This is a genomic window from Streptomyces sp. 5-10 (genome assembly GCF_014712245.1).
Classification (GTDB): domain Bacteria; phylum Actinomycetota; class Actinomycetes; order Streptomycetales; family Streptomycetaceae; genus Streptomyces; species Streptomyces violaceusniger.
Map to the genome: position 1 here is coordinate 15,235 of NZ_JACVYG010000075.1, position 26,127 is coordinate 41,361.

Here is a 26,127-nt window from a genome sequence, read left to right on the forward strand (position 1 = left end):
CGCAATGACGCGGCCTCGTCAGGGAGGTCACCCCCAAATGAACGCAACGATGCGTCGCGTCGCTCTTGCCGCTTCCGTCATGTCGATGACGGTAGCCCTCGCCGCCTGTGGCTCGGCGAAGGAAGCCGACAACAACAGCAAGGACGACAAGAAGAAGACGGGTCCGCTCACGATCGGGCTCTTGCTGCCCGAGGATCAGACGGCCAGATACGAGAACTTCGACCGGCCCTTCGTCACCAAGAAGATCAAAGGGCTCTGCGCCGACTGCAAGGTCCTGTACGTCAACGCCAAGTCGGACCCCTCGGTCCAGCAGCAGCAGGTCGACTCGATGATCACCAAGAAGGTCGACGCGATCATCCTTGACTCGGTGGACTCCAAGTCCATCGCCAGCTCGGTCAAGAAGGCCGATGAGGCCGGTATCCCGGTCATCGCCTACGACCGGCTCGCCGAGGGCCCGGTCTCCGCGTACACCTCGTTCGACAACGAGACGGTCGGCAAGGTCCAGGGCAAGGCCCTGCTCGAGGCGCTGGGCGACAAGGCCAAGAGCGGCAAGATCGTCATGCTCAACGGCTGGGAGGCCGACCCCAACGCCGCCATGTTCAAGAAGGGCGCGATGTCCGTCCTCAAGGGCAAGGTGGACGTCGGCAAGTCCTACGACGTCGACCGCTGGCTGGCGGACAAGGCCAACGAGGCCATGACGGGCGCCATCTCCTCGCTCGGCAAGGACAACATCATCGGCGTCTACTCGGCCAACGACAGCATGGCCGGCGGCGCGATCACCGCGCTCAAGAGCGGCGGCTTCAACCCGCTGCCCCCGGTCACCGGGCAGGACGCCGAACTCGAGGGTGTCCGCCGGGTCGTCACCGGTGAGCAGTACATGAGCGTCTACAAGTCCTACCTGGACGAGGCCACCGCCGCCGCCGAGATGGCCATCGCGCTCGGCCGCGGCGAGAAGGTCAACGAGTCCAACACGGTCGACAGCCCGACCACCAAGGACATCCCGGCGACGCTGATCACCCCGGTCTCGCTGACCAAGAAGAACATCAAGGAAACCGTCATCAAGGACGGGATCTACAAGATCGACCAGATCTGCGCCGGCAAGGTCAAGGCGGCCTGCGCGGCGGCCGGTCTGAAGTAACGGCCGGTCTCCGGCACCTGGCGGAGCAGGGCCGTCCGTACCCGCGGACGGCCCGCCCCCCTCAACTCACCCCCCAATCGAGGGGAGAGCGCGCTCTCCCCTCCGTCACACAGCAGGGACCACCCTGCCCGGAACGGAGATGGCCATCGTGCCGAACGGACCCGTGTTGGCGTTGCGCGGGATCTCCAAGCGGTTCGGCGCCGTCCAGGCGCTCACCGACATCCATCTGGAGGTCCACGCCGGTGAAGTCGTCGCCCTGGTGGGCGACAACGGCGCCGGCAAGTCGACCCTCGTCAAGAGCATTGCCGGAGTCGGCCCCGCCGACGAAGGCGTCATCGAGTGGCAGGGCAGGCCCGTCCAGGTCACCCGGCCGCACGACGCCCAGGAGCTGGGCATCGCGACCGTCTACCAGGACCTCGCCCTCTGCGACAACATCGACGTCGTCGGCAACCTCTTCCTCGGCCGCGAGATCCTGCGCGCCGGGGTGCTCGACGAGGTCGAAATGGAGCGGCGCTCCCGTGAGTTGCTCCAGACCCTGTCGATCCGCATCCCCAGCGTGCGGATCCCGATCGCCTCGCTCTCGGGTGGTCAGCGGCAGACCGTCGCCATCGCCCGTTCGATGCTCGGCGAGCCCAAGCTGGTGATCCTGGACGAGCCGACCGCCGCCCTCGGCGTCGAGCAGACCGCGCAGGTCCTGGACCTGGTCGAGCGGCTGCGCGACCGCGGCCTCGCCGTCATCCTCATCAGCCACAACATGGCCGACGTCAAGGCCGTCGCGGACCGGGTCGCGGTGCTGCGGCTGGGCCGCAACAACGGCACCTTCGATGTGAAGACCACCTCTCAGGAAGAGATCATTTCCGCCATCACCGGCGCCACGGACAACGCCGTGACCCGCCGCAAGGCGCGTAGCGGGGAGGTCGCGAAGTGACCACGAACGTTGACAAGACAGGCGGCGGTACGTCGAACGGCGCCAACAAGGCGAGCGGCCCGGCCGACGCCAACCCCGTCGCCAAGGACGCGGTCACCGTCGTCGACCCCCGGCTGCTGGTCCGTCAGGAGGGCTTCAAGGGCTATCTGACGGAGTTCGGCCGCAAGATGCGCAGCGGCGATCTGGGCGCGGTCCCGGTCATCGTCGGCATCGCCATCATCTGGGCGGTCTTCCAGGCGAAGGACAGCGCCTTCCTCTCGCCCAAGAACCTCTCCGACCTCTCCATCCTGCTCGGCGGCACCGGCATGATCTCGGTCGGGATCGTCTTCGTGCTGCTGCTCGGTGAGATCGACCTGTCCGTCGGCTCGCTCAGCGGTCTGGCCGCGGCGACCCTGGCGGTGCTCAACGTCAACCACGGGGTGCCCGAGGGGATCGCGCTGATCGCGGCGCTCGCCAGCGGCGCGGCCCTCGGCGCGGTGCACGGGTTCTTCTTCGCCAAGATCGGCGTCCCGGCCTTCGTGGTGACCCTGGCCGGTCTGCTGGCCTGGAACGGTCTGATGCTCCAGGTGCTCGGCACCACGGGGACCATCAGCATCGCCGACGACAGCTTCGTGCGCGATCTCACCGCGCACTACTTCAGCCAGCTCATCGCGGCGTACGGGGCGGCCACGCTGGCGACGGCGGGCTTCTTCCTCGCCCAGTTCCTGGACAGCCGGCGCCGTAAGGCGGTCGGCATACCCTCGCGGCCACTGAGCGAGATCCTGGTCCGCACGGCCGTGCTCGGGGTGATCGTCTTCGCCGCGGCCTGGCGGCTCAACGAGTACAAGGGCCTGCCGCTCGCCCTGGTGATCTTCGTGGCGGTCCTGGTGATCCTGGACTTCGTGGTCCGCCGCACCTCCTACGGGCGCAAGGTGATCGCCCTGGGCGGCAGCGTCGAGGCCGCCCGCCGCGCGGGCATCAACGTCGTCGCCATCCGGATCTCGGTCTACTCGCTGGCCGGGCTGATGGCCGCGTGCGGCGGCATCATGATCGCCTCCCGGATCGGCTCCGCCAGCCAGCAGGCGGGCACCGGCAACCTGCTGATGGAGGCCATCGCGGCCGCGGTCATCGGCGGCACCAGCCTCTTCGGTGGCCGGGGCTCGGTCTGGTCGGCGCTGCTCGGCATGCTGGTCATCGGCTCGATCTCGTCCGGGATGAACCTGCTGGGCGTCGCGAACTCCGTGCAGTACATGATCACCGGTGGGGTGCTGCTGGCCGCCGTCGTCATCGACTCGGTGTCGCGCAGGACACAGCGGTCCGCGGGTCGCGGCTGACCCCGCACGCCTGATCCGCTCACCCGGCCGCCCGGTGCCTCCACGGAAGGCACCGGGCGGCTGTCTGAAAAGAACACGCGTGACGGAGATCGCATGGGGGGAGGCATGCGCCGGAGGGCGGAACATTAGACTCGGGCGGACGGCAAGCTCCATGGAGACGCTCGAAGCAAGGAGGCACGGGTGCTGCTGACCCGCATCACGGGACCGCGCGATCTGGATCGGCTCACTCCGGAGGAGCTGGACCAGCTGGCCGCGGAGATCCGCTCCTTCCTCGTCGACGCCGTCTCCAAGACCGGTGGCCATCTCGGCCCGAATCTCGGCGTGGTGGAGCTGACCATCGCCCTGCACCGGGTCTTCGACTCGCCCCGGGACAAGGTGCTGCTGGACACCGGCCACCAGTCCTACGTCCACAAGCTGCTCACCGGCCGCCAGGACTTCTCCAAGCTCAAGAGCAAGGGTGGTTTGTCCGGTTATCCGTCGCGCGCCGAGTCCGAGCACGACGTCATCGAGAACAGCCACGCCTCGACCGTCCTCGGCTGGGCCGAGGGCCTCGCCAAGGCCAATGAGCTGCTCGGCAAGCAGGACCATGTGGTCGCCGTGATCGGCGACGGGGCGCTCACCGGCGGTATGGCCTGGGAGGCGCTCAACAACATCGCCGCCGCCAAGAACCGCCCGCTGGTCATCGTCGTCAACGACAACGAGCGCTCCTACGGCCCGACCATCGGCGGCCTGGCCAACCACCTCGCCACCCTGCGCACCACCGATGGCTACGAGCGCTTCCTGGCCCGCGGCAAGGACCTGCTGGAGCGCACCCCGGTCGTCGGCAGGCCGCTGTACGAGACGCTGCACGGGGCCAAGAAGGGGCTGAAGGACTTCATCACCCCGCAGGGCATGTTCGAGGACCTGGGGCTGAAGTACGTCGGCCCGATCGACGGCCATGACATCGAGGCGCTGGAGTCGGCGCTGCAGCGGGCGAAGCGTTTCGGCGGCCCGGTCATCGTGCACTGCCTCACCGAGAAGGGCCGTGGTTACCAGCCCGCCCTCCAGGACGAGGCGGACCGCTTCCACGCCGTCGGCAAGATCCACCCGGACACCGGGCTGCCGATCTCGGCCTCCGGCGCCGACTGGACCTCGGTCTTCGGCGAGGAGATGGTCAAGCTCGGCGAGGAGCGCGAGGACATCGTCGCGATCACCGCGGCCATGCTGCACCCGGTGGGGCTCACCGAGTTCGCCAAGCGCTTCCCGGACCGGGTCTACGACGTGGGCATCGCCGAGCAGCACGCGGCCGTCTCGGCGGCGGGCCTGGCCACCGGCGGTGTGCACCCGGTCTTCGCGGTCTACGCCACCTTCCTCAACCGCGCCTTCGACCAGGTCCTGATGGATGTGGCGCTGCACAAGTGCGGGGTCACCTTCGTCCTGGACCGCGCCGGTATCACCGGCACCGACGGGGCCTCGCACAACGGCATGTGGGACATGTCGCTGCTGCAGGTCGTCCCCGGGCTGCGGATCGCCGCCCCGCGCGACGCCGACCAGGTCCGCGCCCAGCTGCGCGAGGCCGTGGCGGTGGAGGACGCGCCGACCGTGGTGCGCTACTCCAAGGGCGCGGTGGGCCCGGCGGTCGCGGCCGTCGGCAGGATCGGCGGCATGGACGTGCTGCGGGAGCCCGCGGCGGCCGACCGCGAGCGGCCCGATGTGCTGCTGGTCTCGGTGGGCGCGCTGGCCCCGATGTGCCTGGAGGTCGCCGACCTTCTCGACAAACAGGGCATTTCCACAACGGTGGTCGACCCCCGCTGGGTCAAGCCGGTCGACGAGGAGCTGCCCGCCCTCGCCGAGCGCCACCGCGTCGTCGTCACCGTCGAGGACAACAGCCGGGTCGGCGGTGTGGGCTCCGCCGTCGCCCAGGCGCTGCGCGATTCGGGCGTCGACATGCCGGTGCGCGACTTCGGCATCCCGCCCCGCTTCCTCGACCATGCCTCCCGTAAGGAGGTCATGGCGGAGATCGGGCTGACCGCGCCGGACATCGCCCGGCAGGTCACCGGGCTGGTCTCCAGGATCGGCGGCCGCTACGGACACCAGTCCGCGGACGCGGGCTCCCGGGGCGCCGATGTGACCCGGCCGACGACGGCCGAACCGGTGCGCGACTGAGCCACCGCCCCCTTATCTCCCTGGGCCGGCCGGAGCGCTTCCTGCTCCGACCGGCCCAGCGTGTGCCGCACCGCCCGCCCCCATCGGGTGAATCGGGGACCGCCCCGAGCGTGCATACCTCGCCGCCGATCGGTAACCAGAACCATGAGCCGCACGGCAGGCGTGGAGGTGGCACCGGTGAACGTATCGGAACCCGGCGGAGGCACCGGAGGCAGAGTCCGGCCGCGCTACCTGCGGACGAAGAGCATCGAGCAGTCCATCCAGGACACCGAGGAGCCCGAGCACACCCTCACCCGGTCCCTGTCCGTCCTGGACCTCACGGTCTTCGGCGTCGGCGTCATCATCGGCACCGGCATCTTCGTGCTCACCGGCTCGGTCGCCAAGGAGCAGGCGGGGCCCGCGACCGCGCTGTCCTTCGTGGCGGCCGGTGTGGCCTGCGCCCTGGCCGCGCTGTGCTACGCCGAGTTCGCCTCGACGGTCCCGGTCGCCGGATCCGCGTACACCTTCTCGTACGCCTCGCTCGGCGAACTGCCCGCCTGGATCATCGGCTGGGACCTGGTGCTGGAGTTCGCGCTGGCCTGTGCCGTGGTCTCGGTGGGCTGGTCGGGGTACATCCGCTCGCTGCTGGACAACGCCGGATGGCATCTGCCCGACGCCCTGTCCGGGCCCGACGCCGCGCACGGCCTCTCCTTCGACCTGCTGTCCTTCCTGCTCGTGCTGGCGATCACCGCGGTCCTGGTCTTCGGCATGAAGCTGTCCGCGCGGGTCACCTCCGTGGTGGTGGCGATCAAGGTGGCCGTGGTGCTGCTCGTCATCATCGCGGGCGCCTTCTTCATCCACCCGGAGAACTACCACCCCTTCATCCCCGAGGCGCAGGGCACGGTCTCCGGCTCGGGGCTGAAGGCGCCGCTGATCCAGCTGATGTTCGGCTACCAGCCGACGACCTTCGGCGTCCAGGGCATCTTCACCGGCGCCGCCGTGGTCTTCTTCGCCTTCATCGGCTTCGACATCGTGGCGACCGCGGCGGAGGAGACCCGCAATCCCCAGCGGGACATGCCCCGCGGCATCCTGGGCTCGCTGTTCATCTGCACGGTGCTGTACGTCGCGGTGTCCATCGTGGTCACCGGCATGGAGAAGTACACCAAGCTGTCGGTGGACGCCCCGCTCGCCGACGCCTTCAAGGCGACCGGCCATCCGTTCTACGCGGGCCTCATCAGCTTCGGCGCCGCCGTCGGGCTCACCACCGTGTCCATGATCCTGCTGCTCGGCCAGAGCCGGGTGTTCTTCGCGATGAGCCGGGACGGGCTGCTGCCCAGGGTCTTCTCCCGGGTGCATCCGCGCTTCGGCACGCCGTACCGCTCGACGATCGTGCTGGGCGTGGTCATCGCCGTGGTCGCCGGGTTCACCTCCATCTCCCAGCTGGCGGCCCTGGTGAACATCGGTACGCTCTTCGCCTTCGTCGTGGTCGCGCTGGGCGTCATCATCCTCCGCCGCACCCGGCCCGATCTGCCCCGCGCCTTCCGCACGCCCTGGGTGCCGGTGCTGCCGCTCCTGTCGGTTGCCGCGTCGCTGTGGCTGATGCTCAATCTGCCCGCCGAGACGTGGGTGCGGTTCGGGGTGTGGATGGTCGTCGGCTTCCTCGTCTACTTCCTCTACGGGCGCCGCCACAGCCGGGTGACCGAGGCGGGGACGCGTACGGGGTAGAGGCCCGCGGACTTATCCCCTCCCCGCCCCTTCCCGCTACCAGGGGCTCCGCCCCTGGACCCCGGGGGTTGATGGGCCGACCGTCACCCCGGCGGTCAGCGTCGGCGCGGCGGATGACCGGGTGGACGCCCGCGCACATCCGAATCGCGCGACGAAGAGCCGGTGATCGCCGCGCTCGGCTCACCGGTGGGGCCACCTGGGGTGCGGTGGTCGAGCGGCTGCCTGGTGAGCGGGGGACAGGGGGCCAGGGTGTCCGCGGGGCGGGCGGTGAGGGCGTGAACGCGTGTCTGTCGGCTGGTTGCGGCTGGCGTGCCGAGGCGGCGGATGGCCGTGTACAACGGCGTTGTCCGGCTGGGGGTCCGGGGTGGAGGGGCCGTTTCGCTCCGCCCCTGGGCATCGAGAGGCGAGGAGCGGCTCTCGCCGCGTCGGCGTCCCGACCGGGCCACCTGGGGTGCGGCCGGGGGCTGGGGCGGAGCCCCAGTTGTGGGAAGGGGCGGGGAGGGGAACAGCTCGCCGCAGGCGGCACCGTCCGTCGGACACCTCATGGGCCCTGACCGGCCCTAGGGCGAGCCGTTCGGGCGGACCGAGCGGGGGCCCGTTGTCTCGGCGCCCAGCGCCGTGACCCGCGCCCGCAGCCCCTGGTCCGCCGTCACCACCAGGCAGGGGCGGCCCTCCTCACGGGCCGCCACCACGGCCACGATGTGGTCGTCGCCGCTGCCCGGCGCGCTCTCCACCCGTACGCCCGCCACCGGCTCGACGCCCCGCGCCGCGCCCTCGACCACCATCACGATGTCCACCGGAGGGTCGGTGGCCCAGCCGGGCACGCCCGGGCGGTCGGGCAGCCCGGTCCCGGCGAGGACGGCCAGCCGGTCGCGGAGCCGCTCGGCGGCGCCGCGCCGGTCACGCCACCAGCCATCCGGAACCGAACCGACCACATTGGCGGCGTCCACGACCACAACCCCATCCATAGTCCAGGCAAATTACTATGGTCATCGTTCGAACAGGTGGAAGGGCTCGGGGAAGGGTTGGCAGCGGGCCATGGCGTTGCGGTTGCTCCGCGGCAAGGACGGCAGGCTCACGGCCTACGCACCGGTGACGGGCGGTGTCGCCCGCTGGACCGAGGACCGCCCCGGCGGGGCGGAGTGGACGGGGCCGTGGCTGATCGAGGTGTCCGGCCGCCTGGCCGGGCTGACCGTCGTTCAGAGCCCTGAGGGCTATGCCCATCTGGTGGGGCTTCGGCACCGGCCGGGCGGCGCCGGTGAGCCGACGCGCGTGGACATCATCCACGCCACCCAGTTCCAGTCCGGCCGCCCGCTGACGGCGTGGCACTCCCTGGGCACCCCGCATCCGAAGGACCCCCGCAAGGCCGCGCGGACCGGCCCGCCGGCCGCGGCCGTGGACTCCTCCGGCGCCCTCCGCGTCTTCGTGCGCAACGCCGGGGGCGGGGTGAGCGCCCGGCGGCAGGACCCCAAGGGCACCTGGGAGCGCTGGACCGACTGGAAGGGCATGCACGTCCTGGGCGGCATGTCAGCGGCCGCGACCGCCGACGGCCGTCTCGAACTGCTCGCACCGGCAGGGAAGGGTGCCGCGCTGCGCTGGTACCAGCCCAAGCCCGGGGCCGCTCCCAAGCGGGGCGAGGACGTCCCCGCCGACGCCCGGCCGGATTCGGCGTCCATGGTGGAGAGCAGCCCCGGCACCCTCACCCACTACTGGCGCGACGCCCGCAGTGGTGAGGTTATGGCCTGGCGGCCGGACTCCCCGGCCCCCGCGCCGCTGGGCGGGGCCACGGGCACCGGCCCGGTCGCCGCGGTGCGCGCCGTGGTGGACGGCCATGACTGCACCGTCCTGGCCCACCAGGACCCCGCGTCCGGTGGGCTGGCCGTCGCCGCCCACCCCTGCGAGGACGAGGCGGCGGGGGTGTGGTGGACGCCCTCCGGCGAGCAGGGCGCCCACAACCCGGCCCTGGCGCTGGACGGCCAGGGCCGGGTGGTGCTGGCCGCGCTGGCGCTGGACGGAAAGCTCCTGGTGACCCGTCAGAAGACCGACGAACGCGGGCTGGCACTCCAGGCCTGGACCCGCGTGGGAAGCGGCTGAGCGGCGCCACAGCCCCACTGAGAGCCCGTTCGACGCGGCCGCCCCACGCCCGCGGCAGGCACCGCCGACCCGTTTCCCGCCCCGGACCTGACCCGACCACCGGGAGTGCCCCGTCCCGGGTACGGGTGGCGGGTGTTCACCGCCGGGAGTGCCCCGTCCCGGGTACGGGTGGCGGGTGCTCGCCGCCGGGGGTGACCCGCCCCGGATACGCGTGGCGGGTTCGCCGCCGGGAGTGACCCGCCCCCGATGCGCGTGGCGGGTGCTCGCCATCCGGGTGGTGGCCCGGTCGTGGCGGGTGGCGCGGGCGGGGGTGCCCCGCCGGGGCGCCGGGGCACCCCGCCGGGGCGGTGAGTCCCGTAACGCACGGGTGCCGGGCGGGTCTTCGCCCGCCCGGCACCCGGGTATGCCATGCGCCGCCGGCGCGCTACGCGGGAACGCTCGCGACGCCCCGCGCCAGGAACGTCTTCCCGTTCACCCGCTCCGAGACGCCCTCGCGGTCCAGGTACGGCGTGATGCCGCCCAGGTGGAAGGGCCAGCCAGCGCCGGTGATCAGGCACAGGTCGATGTCCTGCGCCTCGGCGACGACGCCCTCCTCGAGCATCAGCCCGATCTCCTGCGCGACCGCGTCCAGCACGCGGGCGCGCACCTGCTCCTCGGTGAGGACGGTGTCGCCCTGCTGGAGCAGCGCGGCGACCTCCGGGTCCAGCTCCGGCTTGCCGGAGTCGTGGACGTAGAAGCCGCGCTTGCCCGCCTCGACCACGCGCTTGAGGTTCTCCGAGACCGTGAAGCGGTCGGGGAACGCGCCGTGCAGCGTCTCGGAGACGTGCAGGCCGATCGCCGGGCCGACCAGCTCCAGCAGCACCAGCGGGGACATCGGCAGGCCCAGCGGCTCGACGGCGCGCTCGGCGACGTCCACCGGGGTGCCCTCGTCGATGACGTTCTGGATCTCGCCCATGAAGCGGGTCAGGATCCGGTTGACCACGAACGCCGGGGCGTCCTTGACCAGGACGGCGGTCTTCTTCAGCTTCTTGGCCACGCCGAAGGCCGTGGCCAGCGACGCGTCATCGGTCTTCTCACCGCGGACGATCTCCAGCAGCGGCAGGATCGCGACCGGGTTGAAGAAGTGGAAGCCCACGACCCGCTCGGGGTGCTTGAGCTGGGACGCCATCTCGGACACCGACAGCGAGGAGGTGTTGGTGGCGAGGATGGCGTGCTCCGGCACGACCGCCTCGACCTCGGCGAACACCTGCTGCTTGACGCCCATCTCCTCGAAGACGGCCTCGATGACGAAGTCGGCGTCGGAGAAGGCGGCGGCCTTGTCCAGCGAACCGGTCACCGCGGCCTTGAGCCGGTTGGCCTTGTCCTGGTTGATCCGGCCCTTGAGCAGCAGCTTGTCGATCTCGCCGTGGACATAGCCCACGCCCTTGTCGATCCGCTCCTGGTCGATGTCGGTCAGCACGACCGGCACCTCGAGACGCCGCGCGAACAGCAGCGCGAGCTGCGAGGCCATCAGACCCGCGCCCACGACGCCCACCTTGGAGACCGGGCGCGCCAGCGACTTGTCCGGGGCACCGGCCGGGCGCTTGCCGCGCTTCTGCACCAGGTTGAAGGCGTAGATGCCGCTGCGCAGCTCGCTGCCCATGATCAGGTCGGCGAGCGCCTTCTCCTCGGCCTCGTAGCCTCGGGCGAGGTCGCCGTTGCGCGCGGCGTCGATGATCTCCAGCGCGCGGTAGGCGGCCGGGGCCGCCCCGTGCACCTTGCCGTCGGCGATGGCGCGGCCGCGCACCACGGCCTCGTGCCAGGCGTCGCCGCGGTCGATCTCGGGCCGTACGACCTCGATCTCGCCCTTGAGGACGGCGGCGGTCCAGATCAGCGACTGCTCGAGGAAGTCCGCGCCCTCGAAGATCGCGTCGGCGATCCCGAGCTCGTAGACCTGCTCGCCCTTGAGCTGCTTGTTCTGGTTGAGCGAGTTCTCGATGATGACGGAGACCGCGCGGTCGGCGCCGATCAGGTTCGGCAGCAGGGTGCAGCCGCCCCAGCCGGGCACCAGGCCGAGGAACACCTCGGGCAGCGAGAAGGCGGGCAGCGCCGCGGAGACGGTGCGGTAGGAGCAGTGCAGCCCGACCTCGACCCCGCCGCCCATCGCCGCGCCGTTGTAGTACGCGAAGGTGGGCACGGCGAGGGTGGACAGCCGCTTGAAGACGTCGTGGCCGCCCTTGCCGATGGCCAGCGCGTCCTCGTGGCGCTTCAGCAGCTCCACGCCCTTGAGGTCGGCTCCGACGGCGAAGATGAACGGCTTGCCGGTGACGCCGACACCGGTGATCTCGCCGTCCGCGGCCTCCTTCTCGACCTGGTCGATCGCCGCGTTGAGGTTGGCGAGCGAGGCCGGGCCGAAGGTGGTGGGCTTGGTGTGGTCCAGGCCGTTGTCCAGCGTGATGAGCGCGAAGCGGCCCGCGTCCTGGGGGAGGTCGAGGTGGCGGACGTGCGCCTGCGTCACGACCTCGCCCGGGAAGAGCTCTGCCGCTCCCTTGAGAAGCTCTGCGGTGTTGGTCACTTGTTCCCCTCGAAGTGCGGGTTCTCCCAGATCACGGTGCCACCCATGCCGAAGCCGATGCACATCGTCGTGATGCCGTAGCGGACCTCGGGGTGCTCCTCGAACTGCCGTGCCAGCTGGGTCATCAGGCGGACACCGGAGGAGGCCAGCGGATGGCCGAAGGCGATCGCGCCGCCGTACTGGTTGACGCGCTCGTCGTCGTCCGCGATGCCGTAGTGGTCCAGGAACGACAGGACCTGGACGGCGAACGCCTCGTTGATCTCGAACAGGCCGATGTCCTCGATGGACAGACCGGCCTTCGCCAGGGCCTTCTGGGTGGCCGGGACCGGGCCGTAGCCCATCACCTCGGGCTCGACGCCCGCGAAGGCGAACGAGACCAGGCGCATCTTGACCGGCAGGCCCAGCTCGCGGGCGAAGTCCTCGGAGGCGATCAGCGAGGCGGTGGCGCCGTCGTTGAGCCCCGCGGAGTTACCGGCCGTGACCCGGCCGTGCGGGCGGAACGGGGTCTTCAGCGTGGCCAGGCCCTCCAGCGTGGTGCCCGGGCGCATCGGCTCGTCGGCGGTGGCCAGGCCCCAGCCCAGCTCCCCGCCCTCGGGGGAGGTGCGGCGCACCGAGATCGGCACCAGGTCCTGCTGGATCTTGCCGTTGGCGTACGCCTTGGCGGCCTTCTCCTGGCTGCGCACCGCGAACTCGTCGGCGCGCTGCTTGGAGATGTGCGGCAGCCGGTCGTGGAGGTTCTCCGCCGTCATGCCCATGAACAGGGCCGACTCGTCGACCAGCTTCTCCGAGACGAAGCGCGGGTTGGGGTCGACGGCCTCGCCCATGGGGTGGCGGCCCATGTGCTCGACACCGCCCGCGACCACGGCGTCGTAGGCGCCGAAGGCGATGGATCCCGCGGTGGTGGTCACGGCCGTCATCGCACCGGCACACATCCGGTCGATGGCGTAGCCGGGGACCGACTGGGGCAGCCCGGCCAGGATGCCCGCGGTGCGGCCGATGGTCAGGCCCTGGTCGCCGATCTGCGTCGTCGCGGCGATGGCCACCTCGTCGATGCGCTCCGGCGGCAGATCCGGGTTGCGGCGCAGCAGCTCCCGGATGCACTTGACGACCAGATCGTCGGCGCGGGTCTCGTGGTAGATGCCCTTCGGGCCCGCCTTGCCGAATGGGGTCCGGACGCCGTCGACGAAGACGACGTCCCTAGCGGTACGAGGCACGTTGGCTCTCCTCCAGGTGCGGGATGGCACTGCTGCGGGCACGCCGGGGGCGCGCCGTCACACCCTCATGCTACTTATGAGTAACCAAGCTGCCCAGTCCTCACCGCCGCCAGGGTCGAAGGTCACAGCCGCGGGCCGGCGGCGGGGCCGCCGGTCCACGCGCGTCACATCACGCCGGGGGCGTCAGCAAGGCGGCCGTCAGCACCGGCGTCACCTGGTCGATCTGCCAGGGACGGGCGCCGTGACCTGCGAGAACGGCGGCGATCGCATCCGTCGTCGGCTCGGCGGGCGGCTCCCAGCACAGCCGCCGGACGGTGTCCGGGGCGATCAGGTTCTCCTGCGGAAGATTCAGCTGTTCGGCCAGTTGGGTGACGGCCGCACGCGCCGCGGAGAGCCGCGCCGCGGCCGCCGGGTCCTTGTCGGCCCACGCCCGTGGCGGGGGCGGACCGGCCACCGGCTGGCCCGGCTGGGGGAGGTCCGCCTCCGGCAGCGCCCGGGCCCGGTCCACCGCGGCCTGCCACTGCTCCAGCTGGCGCCGGTTCATCCGGTGGCCGAAACCGTTCAGCGCGGCCAGCGCCCGGACGTCTCCCGGCAGGGCCAGCGCGGCCTCGACGATGGCCGCGTCGCTCAGCACCTTGCCCGGCGAGACATCGCGGCGCTGGGCGATCCGGTCCCGGGCCGTCCACAGCTCGCGCACCACGGCCATCTGGCGCCGCCGCCGGACCTTGTGCATCCCCGACGTCCGCCGCCAGGGGTCCTTGCGCGGCGGGGCGGGCGGGGCCGCGGCGATGGCCGCGAACTCCTGGTGCGCCCACTCCAGCTTGCCCTGCCGCTCCAGCTCGTCCTCCAGCGCGTCGCGCAGGTCCACCAGCAGTTCGACGTCGAGCGCGGCGTAGTGCAGCCAGGGCTCGGGCAGCGGACGGGTGGACCAGTCCACGGCGGAGTGGCCCTTCTCCAGGGCGTATCCGAGGATGTTCTCGACCATGGCGCCGAGCCCCACCCGGGCGAATCCGGCCAGCCGGCCCGCGAGTTCGGTGTCGAAGATCCGGGCCGGGACCATGCCTATGTCCCGCAGACAGGGCAGATCCTGGGTCGCGGCGTGCAGGACCCATTCGGCGTCGGCGATCGCGGCGCCCAGACCCGAGAGGTCGGGGCAGCCGACGGGGTCGATCAGTGCGGTCCCCGCTCCGGCCCGGCGCAGCTGGACCAGATAGGCCCGCTGTCCGTAGCGGTAGCCGGAGGCGCGCTCGGCGTCGACGGCCACCGGGCCGTGGCCGGCGGCGAAGGTCGCGATGACCTCGGCCAGCGTGTCCGCGTCGGCGGTGACGGGCGGGATGCCCTCGCGCGGCTCCAGCAAGGGGACCGGCGCCGGGGGGAGGTCGTCCGGAGGAGCGCCCCCGGTGGTTCGCAGTGTCGTCTCTGCTGCGGTCTCTTGGGCGTCGGTCACCTGTCAAGGGTAGCTGTGTGCGGCGAGTACGCAGGGCGCCCGTCGACGGAACGTTCCGTCGACGGGCGCGGGGGGTGGTGGACGGCGGCGTGGTGGCCGGGCGGGCGGTACGGGTCAGTGGATGATTCCGGTCCGCAAAGCGACCGCGACCATTCCCGCCCGGTCCCCGGTGCCCAGCTTGCGGGCGATCCGGGCGAGGTGACTCTTGACGGTGAGCGCGGACAGGCCCATCGAGACGCCGATGGCCTTGTTGGACTGGCCCTCCGCAACCAGCCTCAGCACCTCGACCTCGCGGCCCGACAGCTCCCGGTAGCCGCCCGGGTGGCCGGGGGCGCCCGGCGGGCGGCGGTGCATCCGGGCGGCGGCGCCGAGCGGGGCGGCGCCGGGGCGGCCCGGGATGCCGAGGTTGGTGCGGGTGCCGGTGACGACGTAGCCCTTGACGCCGCCGGCCAGTGCGTTCCGTACGGCGCCGATGTCATCGGCGGCGGACAGGGCCAGCCCGTTGGGCCAGCCCGCGGCGCGGGTCTCGGACAGCAGCGTGAGGCCGGAGCCGTCGGGGAGGTGGACATCGGCCACGCAGATGTCGCGCGGATTGCCGATGCGGGGACGGGCCTCCGCGATGGACGACGCCTCGATGACGTCGCGCACCCCGAGGGCCCAGAGGTGGCGGGTGACGGTGGAACGAACGCGGGGGTCGGCGACGACCACCATGGCCGTCGGCTTGTTGGGGCGGTAGGCGACCAGGCTGGACGGTTGCTCGAGGAGAACAGACACCAGGTCCTCCTGGGGAAGTGGTGGGACGGGTCACCACGTCCTTCGGCACCGATACGGCCGGGCTTTAGAGAATGATCACGATTTGGTGAGTAACAATTCGGGCAATTAGGACGACTGATCGATCGTGCCTGATCTTTTTCAGGACATCCGGAAGCTCAGCGTCATTTTTAGGACATCCCGAACATCTCGAGGCTCAGCGCGCCTGAGGTCCCCTCCGCTGCGGCAGCGAGACGACCCCCGCCTCCGTGGTCCCCGCCGGGGGCAGGCCCGCGATCTGGCACAGCAGGTCGCACCACGCGGCCAGGTGTCCCGCGGTGTCCGGCACGCCCAGCCGTTCGGCGGCGCCCTCTCCCGCCGGCTCCGGGCGGCGCGGGCCGGGGTGGGCCGGTTCGGGGGGCGGGTGGTCGGACGGGGTCCAGGAGGCGCGGATCTCGATCCGGGTGGACGGCTCCCGCTCGCCCATCGCGCCGAAGTAGTGCGAGCTCGCCCGGGTGACCGTGCCGCTGGGCTCCCCGTAGGGCAGTCCGCGCGCCTCCAGCGCGCCGGTGAGCCAGGACCAGCACACCTCGGGCAGCAGCGGATCCGCCGCGATCTCCGGCTCCAGGTCCGCGTGGACCAGCGTGACCAGGCGGAAGGTGCCGCGCCAGGCGTCGTGCCCGGCCGGGTCGTGCAGCAGGATCAGCCGCCCCTCGGCCAGCTCCTCGTCATCGCCCGCCGCGCCGGTGACCACCGCCTCCAGCGCGTACGAGTAGGGTGCGAGCCGACGCGGGGGTGGGGTCGGATCGAGCTCCACCTCGGGCCGCACCCGCACACCGCGCAGCGCGGCGACGGCATGCCGGAAGGCGGGAGGGGTGTCCTCACCGCCCGCGTCCGTGCCGTCAGGGCCGTCAGCACCGTTCGAGAGGTGTCCTTGAACCGCTGCCATGCCCGGAAGACTAGGCGCACTGAGGGCCCTAACCGGGGAGGAACACCCGGGATGGCGGGTCACTCGTTCGGCCCGTGCGAAAATCTGGGGCATGAGCGCCAACGAGCGGCCCTCGGGCCAGCAGCAGACCGGCCGTGCCGCGGCCAGTGCCACAGCCGATTCGGCTTTTCTGCGGGCCTGCCGCCGGGAGCCGGTGCCCCATACACCCGTGTGGTTCATGCGGCAGGCGGGGCGCTCGCTTCCGGAGTACCGCAAGCTGCGCGAGGGCATCGCGATGCTCGAGTCCTGCATGCGGCCCGACCTGGTCACCGAGATCACGCTGCAGCCGGTGCGCCGCCACCGGGTGGACGCCGCCGTCTACTTCAGCGACATCGTCGTACCGCTCAAGGCCATCGGCATCGACCTCGACATCAAGCCCGGGGTCGGGCCGGTCGTCGAGCGGCCGATCCGCACCCGCGCCGATCTGGAGCGGCTGCGTCCGCTCGACCCGGACGATGTGAAGTACGTCACCGAGGCCATCGGGGCGCTCGTCGGCGAGCTCGGCGCGACCCCGCTCATCGGCTTCGCGGGCGCCCCCTTCACGCTCGCCAGCTATCTGGTGGAGGGCGGCCCCTCGCGCAACCACGAGCACACCAAGGCGCTCATGTACGGCGACCCGGCGCTCTGGGCCGCGCTGCTGGACCGGCTCGCCGACATCACCGCCGCCTTCCTCAAGGTGCAGATCGAGGCGGGCGCCTCGGCCGTCCAGCTCTTCGACTCCTGGGTGGGCGCCCTGGCCCCCGCCGACTACCGCCGCAGCGTGCTGCCCGCCTCCTCGAAGGTCTTCGCCGCCGTCGCCGGATACGGCGTGCCGCGCATCCACTTCGGCGTGGGCACCGGTGAGTTGCTCGGACTGCTCGGCGAGGCGGGCGCGGACGTCGTCGGCGTCGACTGGCGGGTGCCGCTGGACGAGGCCGCCCGGCGGGTCGGCCCCGGCAAGGCGCTCCAGGGCAATCTCGACCCCGCGGTGCTCTTCGCCCCGCGTACGGCCGTCGAGGCCAAGGCGGACGAGGTGCTGGAGGCGGCCCGGGGGGTGGAGGGGCACATCTTCAACCTCGGCCACGGCGTGCTGCCCAGCACCGATCCGGACGCGCTCACCCGGCTCGTCGAGTATGTGCACACCCAGAGCGCATCGCGCGCACCTTCTGTGAAGGTCTGAACCAAGCGGGAACCCGCGTGCCTCCCGTGGCGTCGTGAGGGGCATGACCGACATGCCCGCCACCGCGCTGTCAGCCCCGCAGGAGCCGCCGGAGTGTGTCCACTTCGTCGACGACTGGGACGGCATCCTCCACGAGACCCATGGCGGCGACTCGGACCGGGTCGTCCTGGACTGCGCCAGGCGGCTGGCGGCCGATCCCGCGGGCGAGGAGGCGTACGCCTGGACGCTCGGGCTGGTCATGATGGCCGCGCACATCGGCCGGTTCTCCCGTAAGGACGTCGCGGCGGCGGCCCTGGCGGCGCTCCACGCCACCGACCGGCGGCTGCGTGAGGCCCCCTGCGCCCACCGGACGCATCCGTACGAGGGCGATCTGGACGACCGGATCGACCACTTCGTGGACGATCTGCCGCTGCTCACCAACGGGTTGGCCGAGGACCAGGACCCCGACTGGGAGGACGACGCCACCAAGGAGCAGTGGCTGTGCCCGCGCGACATCGCCGGGTACGCGCGGGTCGCCATCGACATCATCGCCCCCGGCAGCGTGGGCGGCATCCCGCCGCGGCTCCCGGTCCGCGACGCGCGCCGCGCCGAGGATCTGCGCTCGATCGTCTGGGACTACCCGAGCGCGGCGGTGGACCCCGCCCAGGAGCTGTCCGCCTACGCCAGGAACCTGGTCGCCAACCCCCTGGGCTACCACCGCGCCGGGCTCGTGGTCGTCCTGCACGCCGCCTGCTGGTACGCGGCCAGCGGCCGGATCCGCGACCGGCGGGTCCTGGACACCATGGTGGACGCCCTGGAGGCGGTGCTGCCCGGCCTCGGTGACGCGTCCTGCGCGCACGGCGAGGGCGAGCACCCCGAGGTCGGCCGGGACACCGCGGAACAGGCCACCGTGGGCATCCATCTGCTCAGCCCCGGCGGCCGGGGCGTCTACCGCCACTGGCACCGCGAGGAGCTGGAGACGGCGCCGCTGGAGGCGTGGCTGTGCCCCGCGTTCCTCGCCGCGATCGCCCGCGAGGCGCTGGACCATCTGCGCGCCGGCCGCGAGCGGCTCTTCGGCCTCCGGGACACCACCCACCTGGACGAGGTGCTGCTGCGCCCCGACGGCCGGCTCGACATCGAGCGGCTCACCCACGCCGTGCGCTTCCGCTGCCGGGACGGGCAGGCCGCGGAGGACGCCGGGCTGTGGGCCGCGCGGCGGTTCGCGGCGGGTCCGTCCGACCCGCGCGAGCGGCTGGTGCTGCTGCTGGTGGCCTGCTGGTCGGTGACCTCAGGCGAGGAGGCCCCGCCCGAGGCCGTCCACCGGGATCTGCGGGCGATCCTCGGCGCGGTGCGGACCGATCCGGCGGCCGGGTCCTGTCCGCATGGGGAGGCGCACCCCTGGGAGGTGCTGGCCGAGTTGGCGGGCCGCCGTCACTTCGGCTTCCACGAGGACCCTTACGGCGCCCATCTCAACCATCTGTACGCGCCGGGGGAGTACGCCACGCCCGAGCCGCACTTCGATCCGGAGGCGTGGAGCTGCCCCCGCCATGTGGCCGGGCGGGTGGGGGTTGCGCTGCGGATCATCGACGGCGCGGGCTGATCGGCGACGCGGGGGGTCACGGGGCCTGCCGCCTGCGGCGGGCTGCTCCCCTCCCCGCCCCTTCCCGAAACTGGGGCTCCGCCCCAGACCCCATCCGGGGCTCCGCCCCGGGCCCCGTCCGGGGCTTCGCCCCGGGCCCCGTCCGGGGCTTCGCCCCGGGCCCCATCTGGGGCTTCGCCCCAGGCCCCTCCTGGGGCTTTGCCCCACAGCCCATCCGGGGTTTTGCCCCCGGCCCCTATCCGGGGCTTGCCCCCGGCCTCGCTGGCGCTTCGCCCCCGGCCCCCACCGGGGCTCCGCCCCAGACCCCGAGGTCCAGGGGCGAAGCCCCTGCCCTCGCGGCGGAGCCGCATATCGGCGCCGCGGGAAGGGGCGGGGCGCTGCCAATCAGCCCCTCCGGCGTTTGAGGAGCGGGGTTCCGGGGCGGAGCCCCGGTTGTGGGGAGGGGCGGGGAGGGGAGCAGCCCGCCGCAGGCGGCACGATCCGTCGGACACCCTGGAAGAGCGCACGGCAGGCTCAGCGGTGCTCTGCCGNGATCCGTCGGACACCCTGGAAGAGCGCACGGCAGGCTCAGCGGTGCTCTGCCGCCCTTACGGTCGCCGCCGCCTTGCGCGCCGCTACCAGTACCGGGTCCCACACCGGCGAGAACGGCGGGGCGTAGCCCAGGTCCAGTGCCGTCATCTGCTCCACCGTCATCCCGGCGGTCAGCGCGACGGCCGCTACGTCGACCCGCTTGCCCGCGCCCTCGCGGCCGACGATCTGCGTGCCGAGCAGCCGTCCCGTGCGCCGCTCGGCGAGCATCTTCACCGTCATCGGCCGGGTCTCCGGGTAGTACCCGGCGCGGCTGGTGGCCTCGATCGTGACCGCCTCGAACTGGAGCCCCACGGCGGCCGCTTCGGCCTCCAGCAGCCCGGTGCGGGCGATCTCCAGATCGCAGACCTTGCTGACCGCCGTGCCGACGACACCGGGGAAGGTCGCGTAGTCGCCGCCCACATTGGAGCCGATGACCTGCCCGTGCTTGTTGGCGTGGGTGCCCAGCGGAATGTGCCGGGTGCGGCCGGACACCAGGTCGAGGACCTCGACACAGTCACCGCCCGCCCAGATGTTGTCGTAACCGCGCACCCGCATGGCCTGATCGGTCAGCAGCCCGCCGTACTCGCCCACCGGAAGCCCCGCCTCCTGGGCGAGCCCGGTCTCCGGGGCCACCCCGAGGCCCAGGACCACCAGGTCGGCGGGGTATTCGCTCACCTTGGTGGCCACCGCCCGCACCCGGCCCTCCTCGCCCGTGACCACCTCGGTGACCTCGGCGCCGGTCACGGTGTCGATGCCGAGCCCCGACATCGCGTCGCGCACCAGCCGCCCCATGTCGGGGTCGAGCGTGGACATCGGCTGTTCGCCGCGCTCCAGGACGGTCACCTGGGAGCCGCGCCGCATGAGCGCCTCGGCCATCTCCACCCCGATGTACCCGGCGCCGATCACCACCGCCCGCTCGACCGGGGTGGCCTCCAGGGACTCCAGCAGCGCCCGCCCGTCGTCCAGGGTCTGCACCCCGTGGACGCCGGGGGCGTCGATCCCGGGCATGCCGGGGCGGCGCGGCCGGGCGCCGGTCGCGATGACCAGGTCGTCGAAGCCGTACCACTGCTCGCCCTCGCCGCGCGGATCGAGGTCCCGCGCCAGGACCCGCTGCCCGGGGAGGTCGATCTCGACGACCTCGGTGTGGGTCCGTACGTCGATCCCGCGGCCCCGGTGGGTCTCGGGCGTGCGGGCGACCAGCTCGTCGGGGCCGTTCACCAGCCCGCCGACCCAGTACGGGATGCCGCAGGCCGAGTACGAGGTGAACGGGGAGCGCTCGAAGGCGAGGATCTCCAGCTCGCCCCGGCTCTTGAGCCTGCGCGCCCGCGACGCGGCGGACATGCCCGCCGCGTCGCCTCCGATGACCACCATGCGTCGTGCCGCCGTCATGTATGCCCCTCCGCCATTGATGTCCGGCTATGGGGCACCAAGTTAAGCGCGCGAGGTCTGCTCCCGGATGAGCATGTAGAGCACCGCGCTGACGAGCATCAGCGCGCCGTCGATGTAGACCGCGTGCGTCCAGCTGCCGTAGTGGTCGAAGAGGGTGCCGCTGAGCGCCGGGCTGACCACCGCGCCGATCTCCCCGACCAGGTTGAACAGGCCGAAGGCCGCACCGCGTTCGGCCGCGTCCACCACATCGTTCAGCAGCGCGTGCGCCATCGGCTGGAGCGCGTTGAAGAACAGGCTGGTGACGAAGAGCAGGACGGACATCACCCAGAGGGAGGGCTTCTCATGGGTCTGCAGATACGCGGCGAACACCAGCACCAGCACCCCCTGGACCACGGTGAACGCGATCAGCAGCGGCCGCCGCCCCCACCCGCGGGCCTTCGCCCGGTCCGAGAGCATGCCCCCGGCCGGGAAGCCGAGGATGCCCGCGCCCGCGTTGAAGGTGGCCACCAGCGCGGCGTTCTGGAACGAGCTGTGGGCGGCGTCCGCGACGATCGACACCGACCAGAAGCTGAAGAACCACAGGTTCCACATGACCGCGATGAAGGCGAAGCTGAGCAGCAGCACATTGCGGTTCCGCGAGACCGCGCCCAGCCGGCCGCTGCGCCGGGCGAAGATCGCCCCGATGAGCACGAACGCCAGCACGCACTCGAGGATGGCCACGCCCCAGCTCGGCATCCCCGCCCCGTCGGCGATCAGATAGACCGCCATGACCGCGGCGCACAGCACCGCCGAGATCCCCAGCAGCCGCAGCGTGGAGCCGGTGGCCTTGAGCGGGCCGCCGATGCGGCGCATATAGACCGCCGTGGCCCAGCCGAACGCGAGCGTCGCGGCGCCCAGCACCAGGAACGGCATCCGCCAGGCGTCCTCCTCGCCGAACACCTCCCCGCCCCAGTCGATCAGGTACGGCGCGCTGATGGTCGCGACCGTCAGCCCGATGGACAGCCCGGTGATGGCCACGCCCATGCCCAGACCGGCCTTGGCGGGCGGGGTGCGCTGGGCGATCAGCGAGCGGTCGTTGGAGTAGAAGACGCCCTCGCCGAGCCCCGTCAGCACCCGCAGCACCACGAAGGCGATCAACCCGCTGATCAGGCCACTGGCCAGCGTCGCGACCCCCGCCCACAGCAGCGAGACCGCGAGCATGGTGCGGTGCCCGAAGCGGTCGCCGAGGTAGCCGCCGGGGAACTGGGTGAGCATGTAGCCCGCGAAGAAGAGGCTGCCGATCAGACCGCCGAGCGCGTGCGGATGGCTGGCGGAGCCCAGCATGCCGTGGTCGTGTTCGATCAGCCAGGTGACGACCGGGCCGGTGATGGTGCGGTCGGCGTAACTGAACAGCCAGCCGCCCAGCAGCATGGCCCACAGGGTGTGGTACGGCTGCCAGCCGCCGCGGGGCGCCTCCCGGCCCTGCGCGGTGGGCTCTGCGGTCACTTCGGGCATGTCTCCATGTCCCCTCTCGGGCCTGGGCGTTCAGGCTCGGCGGCGCGGTTGGTGCCACACGGAATTCGGTGCCACACAGGATGTGGCCGGACATCGGGCGCGGCAAGGCGCGTTCGCGGGTCTTTCACGGACCGGAAGCCTCCGCGACGGGGTCTTGCCCCAGGGCGGCGGCGAGGGTACGGGAGATGCCGTGGGCGGCGACCCGTACGGCCGGGATCAGCCCCGGGGCCCGCCCCTCCGCGGCCGGCACCACCACCGACAGCGAGGCCACCACCTCCCCGCCCGGTCCGCGCACCGGGGCGGCGATGGACAGCCCGTCCATGGTGATCTGCCGGTCGCTGACGGCGATCCCGGTGCGCCGCACCTCGGCCAGGGTGGCCCGCAGCCGGTGCGGGTCCTGGATCGTCAGCTCCGTATAGCGGCGCAGCGGGCGGGCGCACACCCGCTCGTACAGCCGTGGCGGCCCGTACGCGAGCAGCACCAGACCGACGCCGGTCGCGTGCAGCGGCCAGCGGCTGCCGACCCGGGTGCGCACCTGGACCGCCGAGTGCCCCGAGATCAGCTCGACGTAGACCACCTCCAGGCCGTCCCGCACGGCGAGCTGGACGTTCTCGTGGGTGGCCTCGTACAGGTCCTCCATGAACGGCAGGGCCGCCTCGCGCACCCCGACCCCGCGCGGCGAGAGCGTCGCCACCTCCCACAGCCGCAGCCCGATGTGGTACGCCCCGGTGGCGTCGCGCTCCAGGGCGCCCCAGCGGGTGAGCGAGGCGACCAGCCGGTGCGCGGTGGCCAGCGGCAGCCCGGCGCGCCGGGCGAGGGCGGTGAGGGACAGCGAGCGGTGCGAGGCGTCGAAGGCGTCGAGGACCGCCAGCATCCGGCCCGCGACCGAGCGGCCGCCGTCCCGGTCGCCGGTGGCGCGGGTGCCCGGTGGGCTGATGGGGGTGAGGGGGCCGGAGGCGGTCATGAGAGCGGGAGCCCGACGTAGTTCTCGGCGAGCTCGGCGGAGGCGGTGGGGGAGGAGGCGATCCGCTCCAGCCGCGCGATCCGCTCCCGCTCCTCGAACGGGCTCTCGTCCGGGCGGCGGTGGAGCGTGTCCGTCATGAAGTAGGAGAACCGCTCGGCCTGCCACACCCGGCGCAGACAGGTCCGCGAATAGCCGTCCAGCAGTTCGGGCGAGCCGGTCTCCTGGTGGTGGATGAGCGCCCGGGCCAGCGTGATCACGTCGCTGACGGCCAGATTGAGCCCCTTGGCGCCGGTGGGCGGCACGATGTGCGCCGCGTCGCCCGCCAGGAAGAGCCGGCCGTGGCGCATCGGCTCCTGGACGAAGCTGCGCATCGGGGTGACCGAGGTGGCGGTGATCGGGCCGCGCTCCAGCGTCCAGTCCCCGTCGAGCGCGAAGCGGGCCGACAGCTCGTCCCAGATCCGCTCATGGGACCAGTCGCCGGGGTCGGTGCCGCCCGGCACCTGGAGGTAGAGCCGGGAGACGTGCGGGGAGCGCATGCTGTGCAGGGCGAAGCCGCGCCGATGGCGGGCGTAGATCAGCTCCTCGCAGGACGGCGCCACATCGGCCAGCACTCCGAGCCAGGAGTAGGGGTAGGCGTGCTCGAAGGTGCGCACCCGGTCGGCGGGGATCGTGCGCCGGGCGATGCCGTGGAAGCCGTCGCAGCCCGCCACGTAGTCGCAGCTCAGGGTCTGCTCGCGGCCCTCGTGGCGGAAGCGGATGACGGGCGCGGCGGAGTCCGGCTTCTCGATGGCCAGCGCCTCGGCCTCGAACAGCAGCGGGGGACCGCCCGGCTCCTCCAGCTGGAGCGCGATCAGATCCTTGACGATCTCGGTCTGGGCGTAGACCATCACCGACTTGCCGCCGGTGGCGGAGGGGAAGTCCACGCGGTGGCCGCGGCCCTCGAAGCGCAGCTCGATGCCGCGGTGCGGCAGCCCCTCGCGGTCCAGCCGCCCACCGGCGCCGCACTCCCGCAGCACATCCACGGTGCCCTGCTCCAGGATCCCGGCCCGCTGGCGCCGCTCGACATACGCCCGGTCCCGGCTCTCCAGCACCACGCAGTCGATCCCGGCGCGGTGCAGCAGCCGGGCGAGCAGCAGCCCGGCGGGCCCGCCGCCGATGATGCCGACGGTCGTGCGCATCACATCGTCCCCTTGCTGTGGTGGTCCGTCTGCTGGTCCATATCGCGGTGGTGGCGCCTGCGGCCCGATGGCGGCGGTGGTGGCTGCGGTCCGAGGGCGGTGGTGGTGTCTGCGGTCGGCTACTTCTTCGGTACTTCTCCGCCCGCTTGTTCGCTGAGTGAAACTTCGTTCATAATCGGCTGGTGATGAGTTTCAGCCCGGTGTCACCACCTGTCAATGGCCCCGTCGGGCCTCTCGAGCGCGGTCTCGCCGTGCTGCGTGAGCTGACCCGGCTGGCCGCGCACGAGGGACGGACGACGGTCCGGCCCGGCGATCTCGTGCGCGGCACCGGGCTCGCCCGGTCCGTGGTCGACCGCGTCGTGGGCACGCTCGAACAGCTCGGTTACGTCACGCTCGACGGCCGCGACATCGGTCTGGCGGTCCGGCTGATGGAGCTGGGCAACGCGTATCTGGCCGCGAGCGGACTGCCCGCCGCGCTCGGCCCGTTCGCCGAGCGGCTCGCGGACGGGCTGGACGAGTCGGTCTCGGTCGCCGTCCCCGACGGCGTCGGGGTGCGCTTCGTCGTCCAGGTCACCCGCCGCCGCACCATGTCCCTCGCCTTCCGGATCGGCGATCTGCTCCCCGCCGAGCGCTGCTCGCCCGGCGCGCTCTTCGCCACCGAGTGGTCCGGGGCCGACTGGGCCGCCTGGCGCGCCCGCCGCGCCGACGACCCCCTGGACACCGCCTTCCCGGCCGTACCGGCCCGCCACCGGCCCGCCACCGGCGAGGACGGCGAGGACTTCGAGGCCCGCGTCAAGGAGGCCGCCCGCGACGGCTGGGCCGTCGACGACCAGCTGATAGAACCGGGCCTGGTGGCGGTGTCCGTTCCGGTGCGGGACGCCTCGGGCCGCATCGTCTGCGCGGTCAACGTGGTCAGCCACACCAGCCGCCATGACGTGGACTCGCTGCGGGCGGCGGTGCTGGGGCCGCTGGGCGCGGAAGTTCCCGCGATGGAGGCGGCTTTGGCGGCTCCGCGGCGGCGGCCTGCGGTATCGGCTGCTTCAACGGCTTCGGCCGCTTCGGCTGTTCCAGCCGCTTCGGCCGCTTCGGCTGTTCCGGTCCCGCGGGCCGTGGGGGCGTTCGGCGTGCCCGGATCGGCTCCGGGCGCGCCGAGTGGGGGAGCCGGTGCGGGCGGTGGCGCGGGTGCGGCGGGCACCACACCGCCCGGCCCGGCCGCGGCGGCCGCCGAGGGAGGGCCGCCCGTGGTGGGTGAAACCCGCACGGAGTCGGCCCTGGGTGCGCCGTCATCGGGCCCGTCGGCCCGGGTCCCGGTCGGCGGCCGGGCGTGGGGCGCCGCGGGCGCGGCCTCGGCGGCCGTGGGCGGGACGTCGGCCGTCGGCGAGGACCCCGCGCGGATGGCCAAGCGCGAGCTGGGAGCGGGCTTTCTCCAATCCCTCGCGCGCGGACTGGCCGTGCTGCGGGCCCTGGGCGGGGCGACGCCGGGCGGCGCGGCCCCGGGCGGGGCGGCCCCGGGCGGGGC

The 26,127-nt window shown here is 72.4% G+C and carries 19 protein-coding genes; 9 read left to right on the plus strand and 10 right to left on the minus strand.

The window, feature by feature from the left end:
* The first annotated feature begins 37 nt into the window (after positions 1–37).
* From IEJ02_RS43845 to IEJ02_RS43865, 5 genes are all read left to right on the plus strand, one after another.
* On the plus strand, positions 38–1,138 hold the full coding sequence (locus IEJ02_RS43845; RefSeq protein WP_191069894.1) for a substrate-binding domain-containing protein: 1,101 nt from the start codon (positions 38–40) through the stop codon (positions 1,136–1,138).
* Between the two features lie 139 nt (positions 1,139–1,277).
* Positions 1,278–2,066, plus strand: a complete 789-nt coding sequence (locus tag IEJ02_RS43850) for an ATP-binding cassette domain-containing protein (protein WP_137979915.1) — start codon at positions 1,278–1,280, stop codon at positions 2,064–2,066.
* Positions 2,063–3,379 (plus strand): sugar ABC transporter permease, encoded by a 1,317-nt coding sequence (locus IEJ02_RS43855; RefSeq protein WP_191069895.1) that lies wholly within the window; start codon positions 2,063–2,065, stop codon positions 3,377–3,379. Before IEJ02_RS43850 ends, IEJ02_RS43855 begins: the two co-directional genes overlap by 4 nt.
* A 180-nt stretch (positions 3,380–3,559) precedes the next feature.
* Entirely contained in the window at positions 3,560–5,524 is a 1,965-nt protein-coding gene (gene dxs / locus IEJ02_RS43860) for a 1-deoxy-D-xylulose-5-phosphate synthase (protein ID WP_191069896.1), read from the plus strand.
* 231 nt (positions 5,525–5,755) lie between these two features.
* Complete coding sequence (locus IEJ02_RS43865) at positions 5,756–7,228, plus strand: amino acid permease (protein WP_223865427.1); 1,473 nt, start codon at positions 5,756–5,758, stop codon at positions 7,226–7,228.
* A gap of 560 nt (positions 7,229–7,788) precedes the next feature.
* Here IEJ02_RS43865 and IEJ02_RS43870 read toward each other — a convergent pair.
* Positions 7,789–8,196: a PIN domain-containing protein gene (locus IEJ02_RS43870; protein WP_191069898.1), complete on the minus strand. Its 408-nt coding sequence runs from the start codon at positions 8,194–8,196 to the stop codon at positions 7,789–7,791.
* A 70-nt stretch (positions 8,197–8,266) separates the two neighbouring features.
* On the opposite strand from IEJ02_RS43870, the gene IEJ02_RS43875 reads away from it, so the two are divergent.
* Entirely contained in the window at positions 8,267–9,322 is a 1,056-nt protein-coding gene (locus tag IEJ02_RS43875; RefSeq protein ID WP_191069899.1) for a PLL family lectin, read from the plus strand.
* 424 nt (positions 9,323–9,746) lie between these two features.
* Here IEJ02_RS43875 and IEJ02_RS43880 read toward each other — a convergent pair whose 3' ends face one another.
* The 5 genes from IEJ02_RS43880 to IEJ02_RS43900 all read right to left on the minus strand — a co-directional run bounded on the left by IEJ02_RS43880 (position 9,747) and on the right by IEJ02_RS43900 (position 16,236).
* The gene (locus tag IEJ02_RS43880) at positions 9,747–11,876 is read right to left on the minus strand and encodes a 3-hydroxyacyl-CoA dehydrogenase NAD-binding domain-containing protein (RefSeq protein ID WP_191069900.1); all 2,130 of its coding nucleotides are present in this window, start codon (positions 11,874–11,876) and stop codon (positions 9,747–9,749) included.
* A complete protein-coding gene (locus IEJ02_RS43885) occupies positions 11,873–13,090 on the minus strand; it encodes a thiolase family protein (RefSeq protein ID WP_191069901.1) in 1,218 nt (405 codons plus the stop codon). The genes IEJ02_RS43880 and IEJ02_RS43885 overlap by 4 nt, the downstream gene beginning before the upstream one ends.
* A gap of 169 nt (positions 13,091–13,259) precedes the next feature.
* Complete coding sequence (locus IEJ02_RS43890; RefSeq protein ID WP_191069902.1) at positions 13,260–14,537, minus strand: ribonuclease D; 1,278 nt, start codon at positions 14,535–14,537, stop codon at positions 13,260–13,262.
* Between the two features lie 114 nt (positions 14,538–14,651).
* Positions 14,652–15,311 (minus strand): response regulator transcription factor, encoded by a 660-nt coding sequence (locus IEJ02_RS43895; RefSeq protein WP_014175686.1) that lies wholly within the window; start codon positions 15,309–15,311, stop codon positions 14,652–14,654.
* A 193-nt stretch (positions 15,312–15,504) separates the two neighbouring features.
* Positions 15,505–16,236, minus strand: a complete 732-nt coding sequence (locus IEJ02_RS43900; protein WP_191069903.1) for a DUF3000 domain-containing protein — start codon at positions 16,234–16,236, stop codon at positions 15,505–15,507.
* Positions 16,237–16,327: 91 nt separating this feature from the next.
* Here IEJ02_RS43900 and hemE point away from each other — a divergent pair, with 91 nt between their 5' ends.
* Together hemE and IEJ02_RS43910 are read left to right on the plus strand one after the other, a co-directional pair.
* Positions 16,328–17,434, plus strand: coding sequence for a uroporphyrinogen decarboxylase (gene hemE, locus IEJ02_RS43905; RefSeq protein ID WP_191069904.1), 1,107 nt, complete (start codon positions 16,328–16,330; stop codon positions 17,432–17,434).
* 43 nt (positions 17,435–17,477) lie between these two features.
* Positions 17,478–19,013 (plus strand): hypothetical protein, encoded by a 1,536-nt coding sequence (locus tag IEJ02_RS43910; protein WP_223865424.1) that lies wholly within the window; start codon positions 17,478–17,480, stop codon positions 19,011–19,013.
* A 567-nt stretch (positions 19,014–19,580) separates the two neighbouring features.
* On the opposite strand, the gene IEJ02_RS43915 is transcribed toward IEJ02_RS43910, so the two are convergent.
* From IEJ02_RS43915 to IEJ02_RS43930, 4 genes are all read right to left on the minus strand, one after another.
* Positions 19,581–20,972 carry an FAD-dependent oxidoreductase gene (locus IEJ02_RS43915; RefSeq protein WP_191069905.1) on the minus strand — a complete coding sequence of 464 codons (1,392 nt, stop codon included), beginning with the start codon at positions 20,970–20,972 and terminating at the stop codon, positions 19,581–19,583.
* A gap of 42 nt (positions 20,973–21,014) precedes the next feature.
* Entirely contained in the window at positions 21,015–22,466 is a 1,452-nt protein-coding gene (locus IEJ02_RS43920) for an MFS transporter (RefSeq protein ID WP_191069906.1), read from the minus strand.
* Positions 22,467–22,590: 124 nt separating this feature from the next.
* Positions 22,591–23,430: an IclR family transcriptional regulator gene (locus IEJ02_RS43925; protein ID WP_223865425.1), complete on the minus strand. Its 840-nt coding sequence runs from the start codon at positions 23,428–23,430 to the stop codon at positions 22,591–22,593.
* Positions 23,427–24,608 (minus strand): 4-hydroxybenzoate 3-monooxygenase, encoded by a 1,182-nt coding sequence (locus IEJ02_RS43930; protein WP_191069907.1) that lies wholly within the window; start codon positions 24,606–24,608, stop codon positions 23,427–23,429. The genes IEJ02_RS43925 and IEJ02_RS43930 overlap by 4 nt, the downstream gene beginning before the upstream one ends.
* Before the next feature lie 185 nt (positions 24,609–24,793).
* On the opposite strand from IEJ02_RS43930, the gene IEJ02_RS43935 reads away from it, so the two are divergent.
* Positions 24,794–26,127: IclR family transcriptional regulator domain-containing protein (locus tag IEJ02_RS43935; protein WP_191069908.1), on the plus strand; the 1,334-nt coding region annotated here is incomplete at its 3' end.

What these genes read in the sequence shown, in the direction of transcription:
- hemE (WP_191069904.1), top strand. Translation starts at nt 16,328, where the DNA reads ATGAGCGCCAACGAGCGGCCCTCGGGCCAGCAGCAGACCGGCCGTGCC.
- IEJ02_RS43900 (WP_191069903.1), bottom strand. Translation starts at nt 16,236, where the DNA reads ATGGCAGCGGTTCAAGGACACCTCTCGAACGGTGCTGACGGCCCTGAC.
- IEJ02_RS43925 (WP_223865425.1), bottom strand. Translation starts at nt 23,430, where the DNA reads ATGACCGCCTCCGGCCCCCTCACCCCCATCAGCCCACCGGGCACCCGC.
- IEJ02_RS43910 (WP_223865424.1), top strand. Translation starts at nt 17,478, where the DNA reads ATGACCGACATGCCCGCCACCGCGCTGTCAGCCCCGCAGGAGCCGCCG.
- IEJ02_RS43920 (WP_191069906.1), bottom strand. Translation starts at nt 22,466, where the DNA reads ATGCCCGAAGTGACCGCAGAGCCCACCGCGCAGGGCCGGGAGGCGCCC.
- IEJ02_RS43850 (WP_137979915.1), top strand. Translation starts at nt 1,278, where the DNA reads ATGGCCATCGTGCCGAACGGACCCGTGTTGGCGTTGCGCGGGATCTCC.
- IEJ02_RS43845 (WP_191069894.1), top strand. Translation starts at nt 38, where the DNA reads ATGAACGCAACGATGCGTCGCGTCGCTCTTGCCGCTTCCGTCATGTCG.
- IEJ02_RS43915 (WP_191069905.1), bottom strand. Translation starts at nt 20,972, where the DNA reads ATGACGGCGGCACGACGCATGGTGGTCATCGGAGGCGACGCGGCGGGC.
- IEJ02_RS43875 (WP_191069899.1), top strand. Translation starts at nt 8,267, where the DNA reads ATGGCGTTGCGGTTGCTCCGCGGCAAGGACGGCAGGCTCACGGCCTAC.
- IEJ02_RS43870 (WP_191069898.1), bottom strand. Translation starts at nt 8,196, where the DNA reads ATGGATGGGGTTGTGGTCGTGGACGCCGCCAATGTGGTCGGTTCGGTT.
- IEJ02_RS43930 (WP_191069907.1), bottom strand. Translation starts at nt 24,608, where the DNA reads ATGCGCACGACCGTCGGCATCATCGGCGGCGGGCCCGCCGGGCTGCTG.